Origin of the sequence: Fodinicola acaciae (assembly GCF_010993745.1) — a bacterium.
GTDB lineage: Bacteria > Actinomycetota > Actinomycetes > Mycobacteriales > HKI-0501 > Fodinicola > Fodinicola acaciae.
Map to the genome: position 1 here is coordinate 1,441,064 of NZ_WOTN01000001.1, position 16,158 is coordinate 1,457,221.

Annotated in this window: 16 protein-coding genes and 2 pseudogenes; 9 read left to right on the forward strand and 9 right to left on the reverse strand. The window is 68.7% G+C overall.

Features of this window, described 5'->3' with window-relative positions; genetic code table 11:
* Window positions 1–124: 124 nt before the first annotated feature.
* Entirely contained in the window at window positions 125–703 is a 579-nt protein-coding gene (locus GNX95_RS06805) for a glycosyltransferase family 2 protein (protein WP_163506269.1), read from the reverse strand.
* A 121-nt stretch (window positions 704–824) separates the two neighbouring features.
* Here GNX95_RS06805 and GNX95_RS06810 point away from each other — a divergent pair, with 121 nt between their 5' ends.
* Complete coding sequence (locus GNX95_RS06810; RefSeq protein ID WP_163506270.1) at window positions 825–1,565, forward strand: response regulator transcription factor; 741 nt, start codon at window positions 825–827, stop codon at window positions 1,563–1,565.
* Window positions 1,566–1,572: 7 nt separating this feature from the next.
* Window positions 1,573–2,985: a sensor histidine kinase gene (locus GNX95_RS06815; RefSeq protein WP_163506271.1), complete on the forward strand. Its 1,413-nt coding sequence runs from the start codon at window positions 1,573–1,575 to the stop codon at window positions 2,983–2,985.
* Between the two features lie 120 nt (window positions 2,986–3,105).
* On the opposite strand, the pseudogene GNX95_RS43020 reads toward GNX95_RS06815, so the two are convergent.
* Window positions 3,106–3,366 (reverse strand): annotated as a pseudogene (locus GNX95_RS43020) (helix-turn-helix domain-containing protein); the annotation flags it as partial.
* 27 nt (window positions 3,367–3,393) lie between these two features.
* On the opposite strand from GNX95_RS43020, the gene GNX95_RS06825 reads away from it, so the two are divergent.
* Entirely contained in the window at window positions 3,394–4,149 is a 756-nt protein-coding gene (locus tag GNX95_RS06825) for a methyltransferase domain-containing protein (RefSeq protein ID WP_246281526.1), read from the forward strand.
* Window positions 4,150–4,200: 51 nt separating this feature from the next.
* On the opposite strand, the gene GNX95_RS06830 is transcribed toward GNX95_RS06825, so the two are convergent.
* Together GNX95_RS06830 and GNX95_RS06835 are read right to left on the reverse strand one after the other, a co-directional pair.
* Window positions 4,201–4,743, reverse strand: a complete 543-nt coding sequence (locus GNX95_RS06830) for a YciI family protein (protein WP_163506273.1) — start codon at window positions 4,741–4,743, stop codon at window positions 4,201–4,203.
* A 6-nt stretch (window positions 4,744–4,749) separates the two neighbouring features.
* Window positions 4,750–5,265, reverse strand: a complete 516-nt coding sequence (locus GNX95_RS06835) for a bifunctional DNA primase/polymerase (RefSeq protein ID WP_163506274.1) — start codon at window positions 5,263–5,265, stop codon at window positions 4,750–4,752.
* Window positions 5,266–5,394: 129 nt separating this feature from the next.
* On the opposite strand from GNX95_RS06835, the gene GNX95_RS06840 reads away from it, so the two are divergent.
* The gene (locus GNX95_RS06840; RefSeq protein ID WP_222853433.1) at window positions 5,395–6,180 is read left to right on the forward strand and encodes a class I SAM-dependent methyltransferase; all 786 of its coding nucleotides are present in this window, start codon (window positions 5,395–5,397) and stop codon (window positions 6,178–6,180) included.
* Here GNX95_RS06840 and GNX95_RS06845 read toward each other — a convergent pair.
* Entirely contained in the window at window positions 6,066–7,511 is a 1,446-nt protein-coding gene (locus GNX95_RS06845; protein ID WP_163506275.1) for an MFS transporter, read from the reverse strand. The genes GNX95_RS06840 and GNX95_RS06845 overlap by 115 nt on opposite strands.
* Before the next feature lie 112 nt (window positions 7,512–7,623).
* Between GNX95_RS06845 and GNX95_RS06850 the strand changes: the two genes are divergently transcribed.
* Window positions 7,624–8,595, forward strand: a complete 972-nt coding sequence (locus tag GNX95_RS06850; protein WP_163506276.1) for an aldo/keto reductase — start codon at window positions 7,624–7,626, stop codon at window positions 8,593–8,595.
* A 518-nt stretch (window positions 8,596–9,113) separates the two neighbouring features.
* Window positions 9,114–9,569 (forward strand): hypothetical protein, encoded by a 456-nt coding sequence (locus tag GNX95_RS44195; RefSeq protein WP_425483891.1) that lies wholly within the window; start codon window positions 9,114–9,116, stop codon window positions 9,567–9,569.
* Window positions 9,570–9,980: 411 nt separating this feature from the next.
* Here GNX95_RS44195 and GNX95_RS44200 read toward each other — a convergent pair.
* Together GNX95_RS44200 and GNX95_RS06860 are read right to left on the reverse strand one after the other, a co-directional pair.
* Window positions 9,981–10,790 (reverse strand): annotated as a pseudogene (locus GNX95_RS44200) (DUF222 domain-containing protein); the annotation flags it as partial.
* Window positions 10,791–10,944: 154 nt separating this feature from the next.
* Window positions 10,945–12,423 carry an MFS transporter gene (locus GNX95_RS06860; RefSeq protein WP_163506278.1) on the reverse strand — a complete coding sequence of 493 codons (1,479 nt, stop codon included), beginning with the start codon at window positions 12,421–12,423 and terminating at the stop codon, window positions 10,945–10,947.
* 68 nt (window positions 12,424–12,491) lie between these two features.
* Here GNX95_RS06860 and GNX95_RS06865 point away from each other — a divergent pair, with 68 nt between their 5' ends.
* Window positions 12,492–13,508, forward strand: coding sequence for a cation diffusion facilitator family transporter (locus GNX95_RS06865; protein ID WP_246281527.1), 1,017 nt, complete (start codon window positions 12,492–12,494; stop codon window positions 13,506–13,508).
* On the opposite strand, the gene GNX95_RS06870 is transcribed toward GNX95_RS06865, so the two are convergent.
* On the reverse strand, window positions 13,505–14,023 hold the full coding sequence (locus tag GNX95_RS06870) for an RNA methyltransferase (protein ID WP_163506279.1): 519 nt from the start codon (window positions 14,021–14,023) through the stop codon (window positions 13,505–13,507). The two genes, GNX95_RS06865 and GNX95_RS06870, sit on opposite strands and share 4 nt — an antisense overlap.
* Window positions 14,024–14,200: 177 nt before the next feature.
* Here GNX95_RS06870 and GNX95_RS06875 point away from each other — a divergent pair, with 177 nt between their 5' ends.
* On the forward strand, window positions 14,201–14,542 hold the full coding sequence (locus GNX95_RS06875; protein ID WP_163506280.1) for an SHOCT domain-containing protein: 342 nt from the start codon (window positions 14,201–14,203) through the stop codon (window positions 14,540–14,542).
* A gap of 54 nt (window positions 14,543–14,596) precedes the next feature.
* Here GNX95_RS06875 and GNX95_RS06880 read toward each other — a convergent pair whose 3' ends face one another.
* Window positions 14,597–15,463 (reverse strand): EamA family transporter, encoded by an 867-nt coding sequence (locus GNX95_RS06880; protein WP_246281528.1) that lies wholly within the window; start codon window positions 15,461–15,463, stop codon window positions 14,597–14,599.
* Window positions 15,464–15,525: 62 nt separating this feature from the next.
* Between GNX95_RS06880 and GNX95_RS06885 the strand changes: the two genes are divergently transcribed.
* Entirely contained in the window at window positions 15,526–16,020 is a 495-nt protein-coding gene (locus GNX95_RS06885) for an Lrp/AsnC family transcriptional regulator (protein WP_163506281.1), read from the forward strand.
* Window positions 16,021–16,158 lie beyond the last annotated feature (138 nt).

Below are 16,158 nucleotides of genomic sequence, written 5' to 3' on the forward strand. Positions count from 1 at the left end.
GCCAGTCTGACCCAGCCACCGCGTCGGACCCAGATCGGCCGGGACCTAGGTCTGCCAGTGCCAGCCTCAATATCCGAGTACGCGGCCCCAACCGAGCGTGACCTCGGCGCCAACCCCGGCTTATTCAGTGGCGCCACCTACGTTGGCGCCACCAACGATAGCGCGGCCGCCAGCGCGACGACCGCTGGATCCGCAGCCCGTGGCGGGCCGCGGCGGCCACCAGCGCCGACTCGAAACGGCGGATCCGGCCGCTCATGTCGGACAGCAGCGCCTGTGCGATGACCGTGCGTACGGCCAGATAGCCGGCGCCGACGCTGACGTCGATCCGGCCGGACAGCAGATCGGCCAGCCCTGGCAGGACATCGCGGCGACCGGCGTACGGCGGGACGCGCAGGTCGGCGACCACGTCGGCGTCGCTGGCCTCCCACACCTGGCGGACGGCCGCTGGGCCACCTCGCGCCGGCACCTGCTGCGCGTACACCTCGGGCAGCTCGGCGGCCAGCCGCCGCGCCACCAGCCAGCTCCCGTCCGTGCTGCCGGCGTCGGCGATCACCAGCCGGAAGGCGCCGGGCGCGGCCGCCAGCGCAGCGTGCAGGCAGGCGACGTCCTCGGCGAACTCGGGTCCGCGGTTGCGTACCGGCAGCACGACCTCGATCAGCGGAGCGGCCGCCTCCCCGTCCCGCTCGGCCGCCGCACTGGTCATGCCTCCACCATCGAAGCGACCGGTGAGCCCGCTGTCAGAGAGGCGTGAGAATTCGCTTAGAGATGCACCACGTGACCTGGATAGCAGGCGATTTCGGACGGTGATGCCTACTGTTTGCATCATGCAACCGAACGCCGAGCCGAGCGCGCCGCGGCACGTCCTCGTCGTCGACGACGAGCCGGCCGTACGGGACTCGCTGGCCCGCAGCCTCACCTTCGAGGGTTACCAGGTCAGCCTGGCCGCCGACGGCATCGAGGCGATGGAACGGATCGCCGCCGACCATCCCGACGTCGTCGTCCTGGACGTACTCATGCCGCGTCGCGACGGCCTCACCACCTGCCGCCGGCTGCGCGCCGACGGCGACATGGTGCCGGTGCTGATGCTCACCGCGCGCGACACCGTCGGCGACCGCGTCACCGGTCTGGACGTCGGCGCCGACGACTACCTGGTCAAGCCGTTTGACCTGGAGGAGCTGCTGGCGCGGCTGCGTGCGCTGTTACGCCGCAGCGCGCTCGCCACCGCCGAGGCCCCGGCGGAGGCGGCCGGCGGGGAGACTGGCGCCACGCTGTCCTTCGACGACCTGGCGATGAACACCACCACGCGCGAGGTCTGGCGCGGCGACCAGCGGATCGAGCTGACCCGCACCGAGTACGCGCTGCTCGAGCTGTTCCTGTCGCATCCGCGGCAGGTCCTCACCCGTGCGCAGATCCTGAAGGCGGTGTGGGGGTTCGACTTCGAGCCGGCCTCGAACTCGCTGGACGTCTACATGATGTATCTGCGCCGCAAGACCGAGCCGCCGGGCTCACCGCGGTTACTGCACACCGTACGCGGCGTCGGATACGTGCTGCGGCAACCGGGGTGAGCCGGCGATGAGTCATCGGCTCACCCTCCGCGGCCGGCTCGCGCTGATGTCCGCCGGCGCGGTCGCCATCGCCATCGCTCTGGCGGCCATCGCCGGCTGGCTCGTCACGTACGTCCAGCTCTACCAGCAGTTCGACGGCACGCTGAAGCAGACCGCCAAGTCGTTCAGCCCGGTCGGCGACCTGCGCCAGTTCTGCCTGCCACAGCAGGCCAAACTGTGGAGCAACACGATCCGCATCCAGGTCGTCGACGCGCGCGGCTTCGGGATCTGCGGACAGGCCTCCTACCTCCCGCAGATCCGGGCCAGCGACCTCGCGATCGCCGGACGCGAGACCGACCAGACGTACGCCTTCCGGGACGAGACGCTGCCCAACGGCTCGCACCTGCGCGTACTCACCGTGCAGATCACCAACGCTCCAGAGGCCGCGCTGATGATCGCGCAGCCGCTCGACGACATCGACAGTGCACTGCGCGCACTCGCGTTTCTCTACGCCGGCATCGCCGCGCTCGGTATCCTGCTGGCCGCCAGCAGCGGCCTGGTCATCGCGCGCGCCAGCCTCGCACCAGTCGACCGGCTGACACAGGCCGCCGAACACATCGCCCGTACCGAGGACCTGTCAGTCAAGCTGCCGATCGAAGGCGACGACGAGATCGCGCGGCTCGGCGAGGCGTTCAACACGATGACCGGTGCGCTCGCGGTGTCACGTGAGCGGCAGCGGCGGCTGATCGAGGACGCCGGACACGAGCTGCGTACGCCGCTGACCAGCCTGCGGACGAACGTCGACCTGCTGCTGCGCAGCGCCGCCACCGGCCGGCCGCTGCCGGAAGGTGAGGCGCCACGCATGCTGACCAGCATCGACGCCCAGCTGCGCGAGCTCTCCGACCTGGTCATCGACGTGCTCGCGCTGGCGCGCGGCGACGAGGCCGCGGTCGACGGAGTCAAACGCGAGGTGGCGCTGCACAAGGTCGTCGAGCGGGCGCTCGGGCGCGCCCGGCTGCGCGGGCCGGACCACGAGATCACCGCGACGACCGAGCCGTGGTACGTCGTCGGCAACCCGGCCAGCATGGAGCGCGCGGTGCTCAACATCCTGGACAACGCGATCAAGTTCAGTCCGCCGGCCGGCGCGATCGAAGTCGTGCTGCGCAACGGAAAACTGACCGTACGCGACCATGGCCCCGGCATCTCGACGGAGGACGCGACCGCGGTCTTCGAGCGGTTCTGGCGGTCGCCGACGGCCAGGGCGCTTCCCGGCTCAGGTCTCGGCCTGGCGATCGTCGCCCAGGTGATGCGCGAGATCGGCGGCACCGTCACGCTGGCCGCCGCTGCCGGTGGTGGCGCCATCGCCACCTGCGTTTTCCCCGGCAGTCCGAGCGAGACCAGCGCCGAACCGGTCGGTCCCCCGGTCCCCCAGCCGCACTGACCGCGCGTATGCGAGCAGCACCGGACACTCCAGCGGATCCGGCGCCGTACACAGCAGCGCGTGGTCGACCATCTCCTGGGCGCGGCGCAGGATGTCGATACGTCGCTGCAGGTCGTCACGATGCTCGCGCATCAGCTTGCGCCGCTGGCCGCCGTCGGCGGCCTGGAACGTCTCGCGCAGCCGCTCCAGGCTGAGCCCCACGTCCTTGCCGGCCAGGATCAGCGCCACCCGCGTCACGTCGCGCGGGCCATAGCGCCGGCGGCCGTTGCTCAGCCGGCTCGGCTCCAGCAGGCCCTCGGCCTCCCAGTGCCGGAGCACGTGTGTCGCCAGGCCGAACTGCTCGGCGAGCTCGCCGATGCCCAGATCCGCGGTTGACTTCATGTCGACATGAAATTGCAGGCTCGTCGCATGGTCAACGACACCGTCACAGGAAACCCTCAGCTCGACGAGCGTACGGCCGCGATGCTGGCCGCGCTCGACGCGGCGGAAACCCGGCCGGAGGCCGTCGCGTTGCGCCAGCGGTCGTACGAACTGCTCCGTCTCTCGCCCGGGTCCGTGGTCGCGGATATCGGCTGCGGCACAGGTCGTGCGGTCGCCGAGCTGGCGGCGGCTGGGCACGCCGCGGCAGGCGTCGATGTCGACGCACGGATGCTGGCGATCGCTCGACGGCGCCATCCGCGACTTGGGTTCGTCGAGGCCAGCGCGGAGAAACTCCCGTACGCCGACGGGGAAATCGACGGCTATCGGATGGACAAGGTGATGCACCAGCTCGCACAGCCGTCCGTCACGGCCGCTGAGGCCCGGCGCGTGCTGCGGACCGGCGGTCGCATCGTGCTGGTCGGTCAGGACTGGGACACGATCGGTGTCGCGGCCGACGATCTGCCGCTGACGCGCGCGATCGTACGCGGCATGGCGGACAGCATGCCGAGCCCCGCGGTCGCTCGCGACTTCCGCGGTTTGTTGGTGGACAACGGATTCACCGACGTACGCGTGGACGCCGTGCCGTTGGTCTTCACGGACCTGACGGTCATCGGATCGGCGCTGCGGATGGCCGCGGCGGCCAGCGGCGAGGCCGGCTGGCTCGCCGAGCAGGAAGCGCGCGCCGAGTCGGGCCGGCTGACGGTGTGCGTGGTGATGTACGTGGCGGCAGCCACGGCCGCTTAGGCCCGAGTGTCCCGAGCCGTGACACTGATGTCCCGAGTCGCAAACTCGGGACTAGCGCCGGCCGCCGAAATCCCAGTCGTAGACCTCGACATCGGCATACCGGTCGACGGTCAGCACGGCGCGTGCGGCGTCGCGGTTTGCCTTGCGTACCAAGGCTGCCGTGCCGAGCCAGGCGGTGCCGTCGTCGGACAGCAGTGGACCGTATGCGATCAGGTCGTCCTTGTCCCCCGGCGGCTCGAGGTCGACGCCCGGACCGGCGCCGAGGCCGAGGACGAAATAGCGGTTGCCGGCCGTACGGTCCCCCGGAAAGTCCCACATCGTGCGGCCGAGCGCGTTGCGCCAGCGACGGATCAACACGTCCCGGTAGGCACCGGCCTGATAGCAGGGCTCCTCGAAGGCGAACGCCCGCGCGGCGGCCGCGTCCAACAGGTCGACGATGTGCACGCTGCCGAGCAGGGTGTCACCGTCGAAGGTCGGTCCACGTGCGATCAGCTCGTCGGCGAAACCGTCCATATAGGACCAGTGCTTCCCGTTCAGCTCCTCCCGCAAAGCGAGCGAGTCCACTCGATCGCGGTGATAGCAGAGAAACTCCATCGCGCGTCAGTAAGCCTCTTGGAAAACCTGCTCCGAGCTGAGCTGGTGCGCGACGGTCAGCGCCTCCAGCACGGTGGCAAGGGCCGGCAGGCAGTGGTGGCGCAGCTCCCAGTGCCACACCCAGTGGCCGGCACCTGGCGACGGCGGTGCCTTGACCATGCCGCCGGGACCGCGGTGCAGGATGTCCAGCCGGGTGTCCCAGATCGGCTCGGATCCGGTGGCCGGCGCGGTGAAGAACAGCCAGCGGTCCGGCGTACGGATGGCCGCCGGATGCGGACCGGAGCGGCATTCCATGATCCGTACGGCGTGCGCCCCGAGCACGGTCGACACGTCGAGCACGTCGAAGCTGCGGCCAGTCGGCAGGCAGACCGCCTCCTGCGACCTGGCCCGCGGCCACCAGGCCGCGACCTGGTCCGGGTCGACGCTGGCCTGCGACAGGTCGACCACCGACTCCGGCAGCACGGCCCAGCCGCCGCGCGCGTATCGCAACGCGGCCGACCGCAACCGGGAACGGAACAACATGACGCGCGCCTCCGTACTCGTACTAACCCACCATCGCAGACCAGCCGCGAATCGTTAGCACCGACCCTCGATGATCAACGCAACGCCGCAGGTCAAAAACCGTTAGTCACCCGTCCTACGATTTGCTTTGTGTGGGACGAGACGCTTTATGCGGGAAGTGCCAGCCATTACGTCAGCGGACGGATGCCCTATCCGCCGCAAATCGCCACCGTTCTCGCCGAAACGCTCCGGCTCGACGGCACCGGCCGGCTGCTCGACATGGGGTGTGGTCCGGGTTCACTGACCGTCCTGCTCGCCCCGCTGTTCGCCGAGACGGTCGGTGTCGATCCGGATGCCGGCATGCTCGCCGAAGCGCGTCGACGCGACGACCGGATCAGCTGGCGGCAGTCGACCGCTGAGCGGGTGCCGGTGCAGTGGGGGCCGTTCCGGCTGGTCACCTTCGCGCAGTCGTTCCACTGGATGGACCAGCCGGCGGTGGCGACGCGCGTACGGCCGATGCTCGCGCCGGGCGGCGCCTGGGTCCACGTCGGCGCGACCACGCACCGCGGCATGGACGGCGCCGATCCGTTGCCACATCCGCGGCCGCCGCACGACGCGATCGACGACCTCGTCGCCAAGTTCCTCGGCCCGGGCAGGCCTGCCGGCACGGGCAAGCCCGGTGGCGAGAAAGACGTGATGCGCGCCGCCGGCTACACACACCTGCGGCGGCTGGAGGTCGCCAGCCAGGTGATGACGCGTACCGAGGACCAGGTGGTGGCCGCTGTGTTCTCGCTGTCGTACGCGACGCCGCACCTGTTCGGTCAGCGCGCCGACGACTTCGAACGGCGGCTGCGCGCGCTGCTCCGTGCGGTCTCACCCGACCGGCTTTTCAGCGAGCACAGGCGAGAAATCGCGCTGGACATCTGGGTGCCCTGAACGACGACGACCGCGAGGATCAGCGCCATTTGCAGCGCGGCCGCGTATCCCATCGCCACCTGATAGCCCGATTCGCTTTGTACGGTGAAGAAAACCGTACCGATGACGGCCACACCCGCGGCGCTCGCGAACTGCTGTGTCGTCGTCAGCATGCCGGAGCCGACACCGGCCTGCGCCGGCCGTACGTCCACCAGCGACGCGCCGATCAGCCTCGGCAACGTCAGACCGTTTCCCAGGCCGACGATCGACACCGCGATGACGACCCAGGCCAAGCCGTTTCGCGGTCCCAGCAGCAAAATCGTCAGTCCACAAAGGATGGTCAGGCCGCCGGTCACGATGGCGACGCGGCCGGGGATCCGCGCGCCGAGCACCGACGCGACAGAGAACGTCACTCCCATCGGCGCGAACGCCAGCCCGGCCTGGAAGGCGGTCAGCCCGAGTCCACCTTGCAACAGCAGCGTCAACGTGAACATGAAACTGCCGAAATAGACCATGAAGGCGCCGCTGCTGCCGACGCCGGCGACGAACGACCTGACGCGAAACAACGCCAGCTCCAGCACCGGCTGGCCGCCGCGATCGTGCAAGGATCGTTGCCACCAAAGGGTTGCCAGACCGACCGGCAGTGCCGCCGCCGTCGCCAGCCAGGTCCACACCGGCCAGCCTTCCTCGCGGCCGAGCGCCAACGGTACGAGCACGAGTCCGAGCGCCAGAGCCAAACCCGCCGAGCCGAGCAGGTCGAGCCGTACGCGCGCCGGCGGTTCCACCCGTGGCAGCAGCCTCGCCGCCAGAGCCATCGCGACAATGCCGATCGGCACGTTCAGCAGGAAAATCGCCCGCCAGCCCAGGCCCGCCACGTTGGCGTCGAGCAGAAATCCACCAAGCACCTGCCCGGCGATCGAGCCCACACCGCCGGCCGTGCCGTACCAGCCGATGGCCCAACCGCGGCGCTCGGCCGGGAATCCGGCGGTGATGATCGCCAGCACCTGCGGCACCATCAGCGCACCGGTCAGCCCTTGCGCGAGCCTCGCGATCACGAGTTGCAACGGATCGGCGGCCAAGCCGCACAACAGCGACGCGACGGCGAAAGCCGCCATCCCGATCAGGAAAAGCCGCCGATGACCGTACAGATCGCCGAGCCTGCCGCCGGTGATCATGCCGGCCGCGTACGTGAACGCGTAGCCGCCGACGATCAGCTCCAGCGCGGCCGGCGTGGCGTGCAGCTGGCGCTGGAACGACGGCGCCGCCACGTTCACAACGAAGAAGTCGAACTGTGCCATGAACCAGGCGGAGAGCAACACCACCAACACCGGTCCGTACCGCCGCTCAGTCATCAATTCTGGATACTAGATGTCCATAATTTGGCTTGTCCAGCGGCGAGCGTCACACTCGCCGCCGCTGTACGGTCGGTGGCGACCGCGGGTTTTCTGGGGAGGACCAACTTCGATGAGGTATCGCAAGCTCGGCTCGACCGGCCTGGACGTCTCGGCGATCTGCCTGGGAACGATGAGCTTCGGCGGCGCGACCGGCCGTACGCACGTGTGGGGCTACGACGAGGAGGCCAGCCGGCCGTTCATCAAGGCCGCGCTGGAGGCCGGCGTCAACTTCTTCGACACGGCCAACATCTACTCGTACGGACGCAGCGAGGAGATCGTCGGCCGCGCGCTCAACGACTTCGCCAACCGCGACGAGATCGTGCTCGCCACCAAGGTGCACGGCCAGATGCGGCCGGGACCCAACGGCGGTGGGCTGTCCCGCAAGGCGATCCTCACCGAGATCGACCACAGCCTGCGCCGGCTCGGCACCGACTACGTCGACCTCTACCAGATCCATCGGTGGGACTACAAAACACCTATCGAGGAGACCCTCGAGGCACTGCATGACGTGGTCAAGGCCGGGAAAGCACGCTATGTCGGCGCCTCTTCCATGTATGCCTGGCAGTTTTCGAAAGCTCTTTACCTGGCCGAAAAACACGGCTGGACGCGGTTTGTCACCATGCAGAACCACTACAACCTGATCTATCGCGAGGAAGAGCGCGAGATGATCCCGCTGTGCGCCGACCAGGGCATCGGCGTCATCCCGTGGAGTCCGCTCGCGCGCGGCCGGCTGACCCGTGACTGGGACACCTCGACTGCCCGCAGCGAGACCGACGGCTTCGGCAAAGTCCTGTATGTGGACGAGGACCGTACGGTCGTGGAGCGTGTCGCGGAGGTGGCCAAGGCACGTGGCGTGTCCCGGGCACAGGTCGCTTTGGCTTGGCTGTCAAGCAAAAAGCAGGTGTCCGCGCCGATCGTCGGGGTGACCAAGCTCCAGCATCTCCAGGACGCCGTCGCGTCGGTCGACCTTGAGCTGACCGCCGAGGAAATCGCGCGGCTGGAGGAGCCCTACCAGCCACACGCGACGGCCGGTTTCGTCTAATTCGCTGCACGAAGAAATGCCGGAAAGGACCACGATTACGTCGTAAACGCCGGACCTGCGGTACAGGAGACTCCGTGCGTAGATTCCTGACCGTCGGGTCTGCCCAGGGTCTGGTTGACATCTCACGTGTGAGGCTTCGGCCTTGCTTGGAAGGATGTCGTTTTATGCCCAAGCCCCTACCTACGCCTTCCTGCTCGTCCGTGAACTGGCCGCGGCCGGCGCGCCGATCAGGGTGCCGGTCGCGGTGACGTGCGGGGTGCTGGGCCTGTCCCGGCAGGCCTACTACCAGTGGTGCCTACCAGTGGTGCCTACCAGTGGTGCGCTGCCCCGGTCTGTCAGCGGGGCTGGGACGATGCGCATCTGATCTGCTCGATGCAGCAGATCTTCTCGTTGCACGCCAGGAAGAAAGGACGGTCCAAGAAGGCGGGGTCGCCGGTGCACGACGACCTGATTCGCCGGAATTTCACCGCCGACGCTGCTACTCCAACAAGATCGTCGGATACTCCATCGCTTCGCACATGCGAGCCTCACTCGCGGTCAGCGCGCTGCGCAACGCGATCGCGCTGCGCGACCCGCGCGGTGTCGTCGTCCGCTCCGACTGGGGCGCCCTATTCCGGTCGGCGGCTCACCGGCGCCTGTTGCGCGCTCATGGGTTGGCCGGGTCGATGGGCCAGGTCGGCGCAGGTGGTGTCCTGGATCGAGACGAAGTGCCATCGCAAACGCCGGCAACGCCCCCTGGGCAAGCTCACGGTGTCAACCGAAGTCTGGGCAGACCCGTCACCGCGATGACGGTGATCGCGGCGAAAGCTGGTCGGCTGCCCGCCCAGCCACTGCAGCACGCCACGCTTGACGGCCGTGACCATCCAACCACGCGCTTGTTCCTCGTCTCGGCTTTCTGGTTGCTGAGGCGAGGAGCGAGCATGTGTGTTGTTGGTTGGTGGTCCACCTGTTCGGTTCAGCCGTACAGGTGGTAGGTATTTCGGAGCGGCTTTTGCTCGTAGTCCACGTCGAGTGGTGGGATGAACTCGGGGTGGCCGTTGTTCATCCGTACGGTCCAGTCGGTGTGGTGAATTTCGCGGTGGTGCCGGTCGCAGAGCAGCACGCAATTTTCCAGGCAGGTGGTGCCACCATCGACCCACGACACGATGTGATGCGCTCTCGTGTGCCGGACCGGCCGCGTACAACCTTTGTCCCGTGCGATCAACGTTTTCCGCAGCTCTGGTCCGGCGAGGCGTTCCTTGCGGCCGACGTCTAGTGGTACGCCTTCGGAGTTGAGGATGACCGGAATAATGTCGGCGTCGCAGGCCAGTCGGCGGGCGGTTTCCGGGGCTGATGGTGAGGCCTTCGTAGGCGCGCGCCACACCCAGGCAGTCGCGGAGCATCTCCCAGGAGATGGTGACGGTCAGGTGCGGCCGTTCGGCGCCCTGGATCGGCAGCTTCCCGGTATCAGCCACGAGATTGAGGGTGTTGGCCAGCGCGTCACCGTTGCGCTGGGCCGCCGATCGAGGATCCGGCTTGCCGTCCTCGCCCTCTGGTTTGGCCAACGGCGACAACACGTCCTGCAACAGACAACCGGTCTCCGCGTCCAGGATGCCGCGCAACGCGAGGCGGCCGTCGCGACCGGTGTGCAGATGCAACTCCCGGCGCGGCTTCGCGGTTTCTTTGTCTGATGGTGCGGCGCCGTCGGGATCGAGGTAGGCGTGCAGCCGGGTGCCGAGCCGATAGAGCCGACCGGCGTCCATGTGCTTGGCGCCCTCGACCATCGCAGCCTCGGCTTCACGCCGCTGCTGGAAGTCCACGTGCGCCGGCAACCTCGTGATCACCGTACGGATCGCGTCCAACTGCGAGTCGGCCAGATCGCCGCGGCGCATGGCCTGGGCGGCGAGGTCCAGCTTCGGCGCCAACATTTCACCGGTCAGCGCCATGCCCGGGCAGAACGCGCGAGCGCGCTGCACCCTGCGACTGGCCTCGGTCGGGGAGAGCAACAACTGGTCTTCCAACAGCTGCTGGATATTCTTCGCCTGCAGCTGCTCGTACGCCTCTTTGTGCTCAATCGCCTTCACGATATTCAACACCCGCGCAGCGGCCTTGCGATACTCCCGCTCCGCCTCGCGCAGCATCGCCGCGAGCGCGTCCGCGTCTTCTTCCGGCCACGGGTCACCGACTGGCGCGGTGGTGACGGAAGGAGTGGTCATGCCTCCAATAATACCGGCCACACCGACAAAACCACGCCACCACACACATCTGTGGACAATGTTTTCTTCGCTACAAGCGAAAAGCCCAACGCGTACATTCCCCCCCCGCCGCCAAGATCCGATCACCGTCTATCGACAACGCCTGGTAGTACTACTAGCTCCGGTGTACGTCGGTGGCGGCTGCGGTTTCGGTCGTGGTCGCCGTGCCGGCACTGATACGCGAGTGTCGCGACCACAGTTCCCACAACGCGATCCCCAGCGCGACCAGCACGACGGCGACCGCGCCGAACATGGCGGCGGAGGCACCGCGTTCGTATGCGTTTCCTTCGCCGACACCGGCGCGATAGGCCGCCGCGAGCACCGCTGTGCCGATGGCCGTGCCGACCCGCTGGCCGGTCTGCAACGCGCCGCCGGCGACGCCGGCCATCCGCGTGGGTACGCATTCCAGCGTGAGCGTGGTGTTCGGCGAGATCACCGCACCACCGCCGACACCGGCGACGAGCAGCGGAAACGCCACCCCGAAGCCGGCCGATGACGGCGGCACCAGCAGGACGATCACGGCTACGGACGCCAATCCGAGCACGACAAGAACCAGGCCGGCGACCGTCACCTTCCGGCCCCAGCGCGCCACCGCTCGGCCGGCCACGACCGCGGCGACCGCCGAGCCGATCGCGAACGGGGTCACCGCCAAGCCGGACTCAAGTGGCGTGTAATGCAGGCCGTCCTGGAAGAACAGCGCCATCACCAGCCAGATGCCGGCGAAGCCACAGAAATACACCGCACCGATGGCGGCGCCGGCCGAATATCCCGGCGTCTGGGTGAAAAGGCGTACGTCCAGCAGCGGCGCGCGACCGCGCCGTACGACCCTCGCTTCCCACCGGATGAAGGCAAAACCGAGCACCGCGGCGATCGGAAACATCCACCAGTATTTCGCCAGTCCGTGATTTTCCGACTGCACCAGCGGAAACAGTACGCCGACGACGGCCAACCCGAGCAGCAGCGCACCGACGACATCGATGTCCGCCGACGCCGATTTGCGTTGCCTGCCCGGCAGCAGGCGCATCGCCAGCAGCAGGGCGACCGCGCCGATCGGTACGTTCACGTAGAAAACCCAGCGCCAACCGTGCTCCGCGCCGAACACGGCCAGGATCAGGCCGCCGAGCACCGGACCGACCGCGGTCGAGATCCCCACTGTCGCGCCGAAAAGGCCAAACGCGCGTCCTCTTTCCGCGCCACGGAACAGCTCCTGGATCAGGCCGGAGTTCTGCGGCGTGAGCAGGCCGGCGGCAAACCCCTGCAGCAGCCGGCCCATCACCAGCCACAGAGCTGTCGTGGCCGCACCGGCCAAAACGCTCGTCAGAATGAAGGCGGCGAGTGCGATCAGGAACATCCGCTTACGTCCCCACCCGTCGCCGAGCCGGCCGCCGGCCACCAGCGCGAGGCCGAAGGTCAACGCGTATCCGGACACCACCCACTGCACATCGCTGAGCGAAGCGTTGAGGGCGTGCTGCATCGACGGAAACGCGACGTTGACGATGCTCACGTCCAGCAGGCCCATGAAGCCGGCCAGCAGCGTCACCGCCAGGGCGCGCCAGCGACGCGGATCCTGACCCGGTGGATAGTCGTCGCTCATCCGCTCATCGTTCTACGCCGGCTCGTTTCTGGCTACGCGGCGTCAAAGCCGGCGGATACGATCAGGACGTGACAGGCGATCACGGACACGCGCACGGTCACGGCCGGCGCCGGTTGTCGCAGCGCGTACGGCATCTCCTGACGCCGCACTCGCACGACTCCGCCGACAAGGTCGACTCGGCGATGGAGGCCAGCCGCGACGGCATGCGCGCGCTCTGGCTGTCGTTGCTCGGCCTCGGCATCACCGCCGTCATCCAGGCCGGCGTCGTCGTCATCTCCGGCTCGGTCGCGTTGCTCGGCGACACCTTGCACAACGTCGCCGACGCGCTCACCGCGATCCCGCTCGGCCTGGCCTTCCTGGTCGGCCGGCGCGCCGCCAACCGCCGCTACACCTACGGCTATGGCCGCGCCGAGGACCTCGCCGGCATCGCGATCGTGCTGGTCATCGCCGGTTCGTCGGCGCTGGCCGGCTATGAGGCGGTCAACCGGCTGTTGCATCCGCAGCCGGTGCACAACCTGCTCGCCGTGGCGGCCGCGGCGCTGGTCGGCTTCGCCGGCAACGAGCTGGTGGCGCGTTATCGGATCCGCGTCGGCCGGCGGATCGGATCGGCCGCCTTGGTGGCCGATGGACTGCATGCGCGTACGGACGGGTTCACCTCACTGGCCGTCCTGCTCGGCGCCGGCGGCGTGGCGATCGGCTGGCCGTGGGCCGACCCGGCGGTCGGTCTGCTCATCACCGTCGCCATCCTGTTCGTGCTACGTGACGCGGCGCGCGAGGTCTATCGGCGGCTGATGGACGCGGTCGACCCGCGGCTGGTCGAGCAGGCCGAGCACGCGCTGCTGGACACCCCTGGCGTGCAGACGGTCGGCGCGCTGCGACTGCGCTGGATCGGCCACCACCTGCACGCCGAGACCGATGTCGTCGTCGACGCGGCACTCAGCCTGGTCGAGGCGCACTCCATCGCCGTCGACGCCGAGCACCGACTGCTGCACGCGGTGCCGCGGCTGGCCGGCGCGACCGTACACACCGACCCGGCGACCGCCGCCGGCGCCGACCACCACGCGCCCCTGTCGCACCACCGCTAGAGCATGCCGGCCAGCTTGTAGAGGACCAAGGATCCGGCGACGGCCACGTTGAGGCTCACTCCGCTGCCGATCATCGGGATCTCGACAGCGGTGTCGACCAGATCCAGCACCTCGTCCGGGATGCCGAGACTTTCGTGTCCCAGCAACGCAACCGTACGACCACGGGCTGCCGGAAGGTCGCCGATCCGGATCGACTCGTCGGCGAGCTCGACGGCGACGATACGCGCGCCGGCGGCGCGTTCGGCCAGCAGCCAGTTGCGTGGATTGTTCAGCCAGTGCACGCAGCTCGGCCGCCGCAGCGTGTTGCCGCGGTCGAGCGCGGCCGGGACCCAGTCGCGTCTCGGCACGGCCAGACAGGCGCCGACGGCGTCGCACGTGCGCAGCAGAGTGCCGAGATTGACGCCGTACTTCGGCCACAGCGGCGCGGCGATCAGATGGCCCCAGCACGAATGCGAGCGGCGGCGGCGTCGACGGACCAGTTCCTTGCGCGGGCTCACCCGCGGTGAGCCGGTCACCGGCTCGGGGCCAACCGGCCCTTTCGTACGAATCGCAGCATTTTTCGCGCCATCTTGTCCGGCAGGCGCCGACCGGCTAGGAATCCGGAACGAAATTAATCGTACCGGAGCCACTCCTCAGGCGTTTCTTAGCCGCGAGGTGGAGGATGGAAGCGACCGATCAGAAAGGAGCCGGTCATGATGTACGGACCCCACGGCGGATTCTTCTTCCTCGGACCGCTGGTCTTCTTCGGCCTGCTCGTGCTGCTCGTGCTCTTCGTCCTGCTGGCGGTCGCGCTGATGCGCAAGCGTGGCGGTTTCGACCGCGCGCAGCTGATGGCGCAGAGGTTCGCCAACGGACCGTCCGCGACCGCGTCGGCGGAGTCGATCCTGGCCGAGCGCTTCGCCCGCGGCGAGATCGACGCGGAGGACTACCAGACGCGCCGGTCGGTCCTGCGCGGCGAGCGTACGCAGGAGCCGCCACCGCCACCTCCGCCCGTCGGCACCGAGAAGACCGAGCCCATCCCACCCACCTCCTGACCACCGCGAGGGTGGCGTTTCGGCGGTCGACTCGCCGACCAGCCCGCTGAGACGTCACCCTCGCGGCGCATTGTGCAGCGCCACGCCGGCGATCACCAGCACGATGCCGGCGAGCTCGGTCAGGGTCGGCACCTGATGAAGGATGGCGACGCCGATGAGCGTCGCGGTGGCCGGCAGAAGTGCCAGCATCAAAGCGAAAGTCGCGCGCGACAGCCGCGCCATCGCCAGTTGGTCGCACACGTAGGGCACCACCGACGAACAGATCCCTACGCCGACACCGGCGGCGATCAGCAATGGCGCGGAAAACGCGGCGACCGCGTCGGTCAGCCCGACCGGACTCACGATCACCAGCGCGATCAGCATCGACGCACCGAGCCGGTCGATGCCGGAAGCGCCGCCGTCGGCGGCGACACGGTGACCGAGCAGCACGTAGAGCACGAAACCGGCGCAGTTCAGGAACGCGAACACATAGCCGAGCGGCTCACCGGCCAGCCGCACCTCGGTGAGCAACGCGACACCGCCGACGGCCAGCACCAGGGCCGCCAGGTTGCGCCACGTGCGTACGCCGGCCGCCGCCAGCAGGATCGGTCCGAGAAACTCGATCGCGCCGACGGTGCTCAGCGGCAGCCGCGCGATCGCCAGGTAGAACACCGCGTTCATCAGGCCGAGGGTCGCGCCGAGCGCGACCAACAGCAGCCGCTGCCGCCGGTCCGCGGCGACGAGTACGCGCCACGGCCGCCGCCAGACCGCGAAAACCGCGGCGGCCGCGGCGATCCGCAGCCACGCCACTCCGAGCACGCCGACGCGCGCGAACAGCAGCACGGCCATCGACGGCCCGAGGTAGTGGAAGACGGCGCTGGTGACGAAGTACGCGTGCGGCGGGATGCGTGCGGTCGTACGCTGGCCAGCGGTTGTGGTCACCCCACCATGGTCGAAGGCTACGACGACTGTGTGAATGGCACTTTCCAGGTCAGGAGCGCGACATGGCGTCAACCCGAGCGGCCAGGCCGGCGATCGGCATTGCGAACGGAAAGCCACTGCTGGACGAGGTCAACCTCCGGCTGCTCGCCGAGCTGCGCGACGACCCGCGGCTGAGCATGTCCGAGCTCGCCCGCCGGGTCGGCATGTCGCCGCCGGCGGTGACCGAGCGGGTCGGCCGGCTGGAACAGGCCGGCGTCATCCGCGGCTATCGCCTCGAGATCGACCCGGCGGCGATCGGCCTGCCGGTGTCGGCGTGGGTCCGCGTGCGGCCGGGACCCGGCCAGCTGCACCGCGTCGCCGAGGTCGTCAGGCGTACGCCGCAGGTCACCGAGTGCCACCGGATCACCGGCGACGACTGCTTCCTGCTGCACGTCTTCGTGGCGGCCGTGCCGGACCTGGAGGACGTGCTCGACGAGATCCGCCAGTACGGCACGACCACCACGGCCGTCGTCGTCTCGACGCCCGTGGAGCCGCGACCTCTCCCGCTGTCTTCTTAGCTTGAGTTTTAACCTCTGGGTTGGTGAGCCACTGGGCGCTCGACGGCTGGCCTCCCCTGCTCTCAGAGCCGCCCATCCGGGTCATCGTCCGGCAACGCAGCGACCGGGTGGTGTCCTTCCAGCCATCGGCTGCGCGGA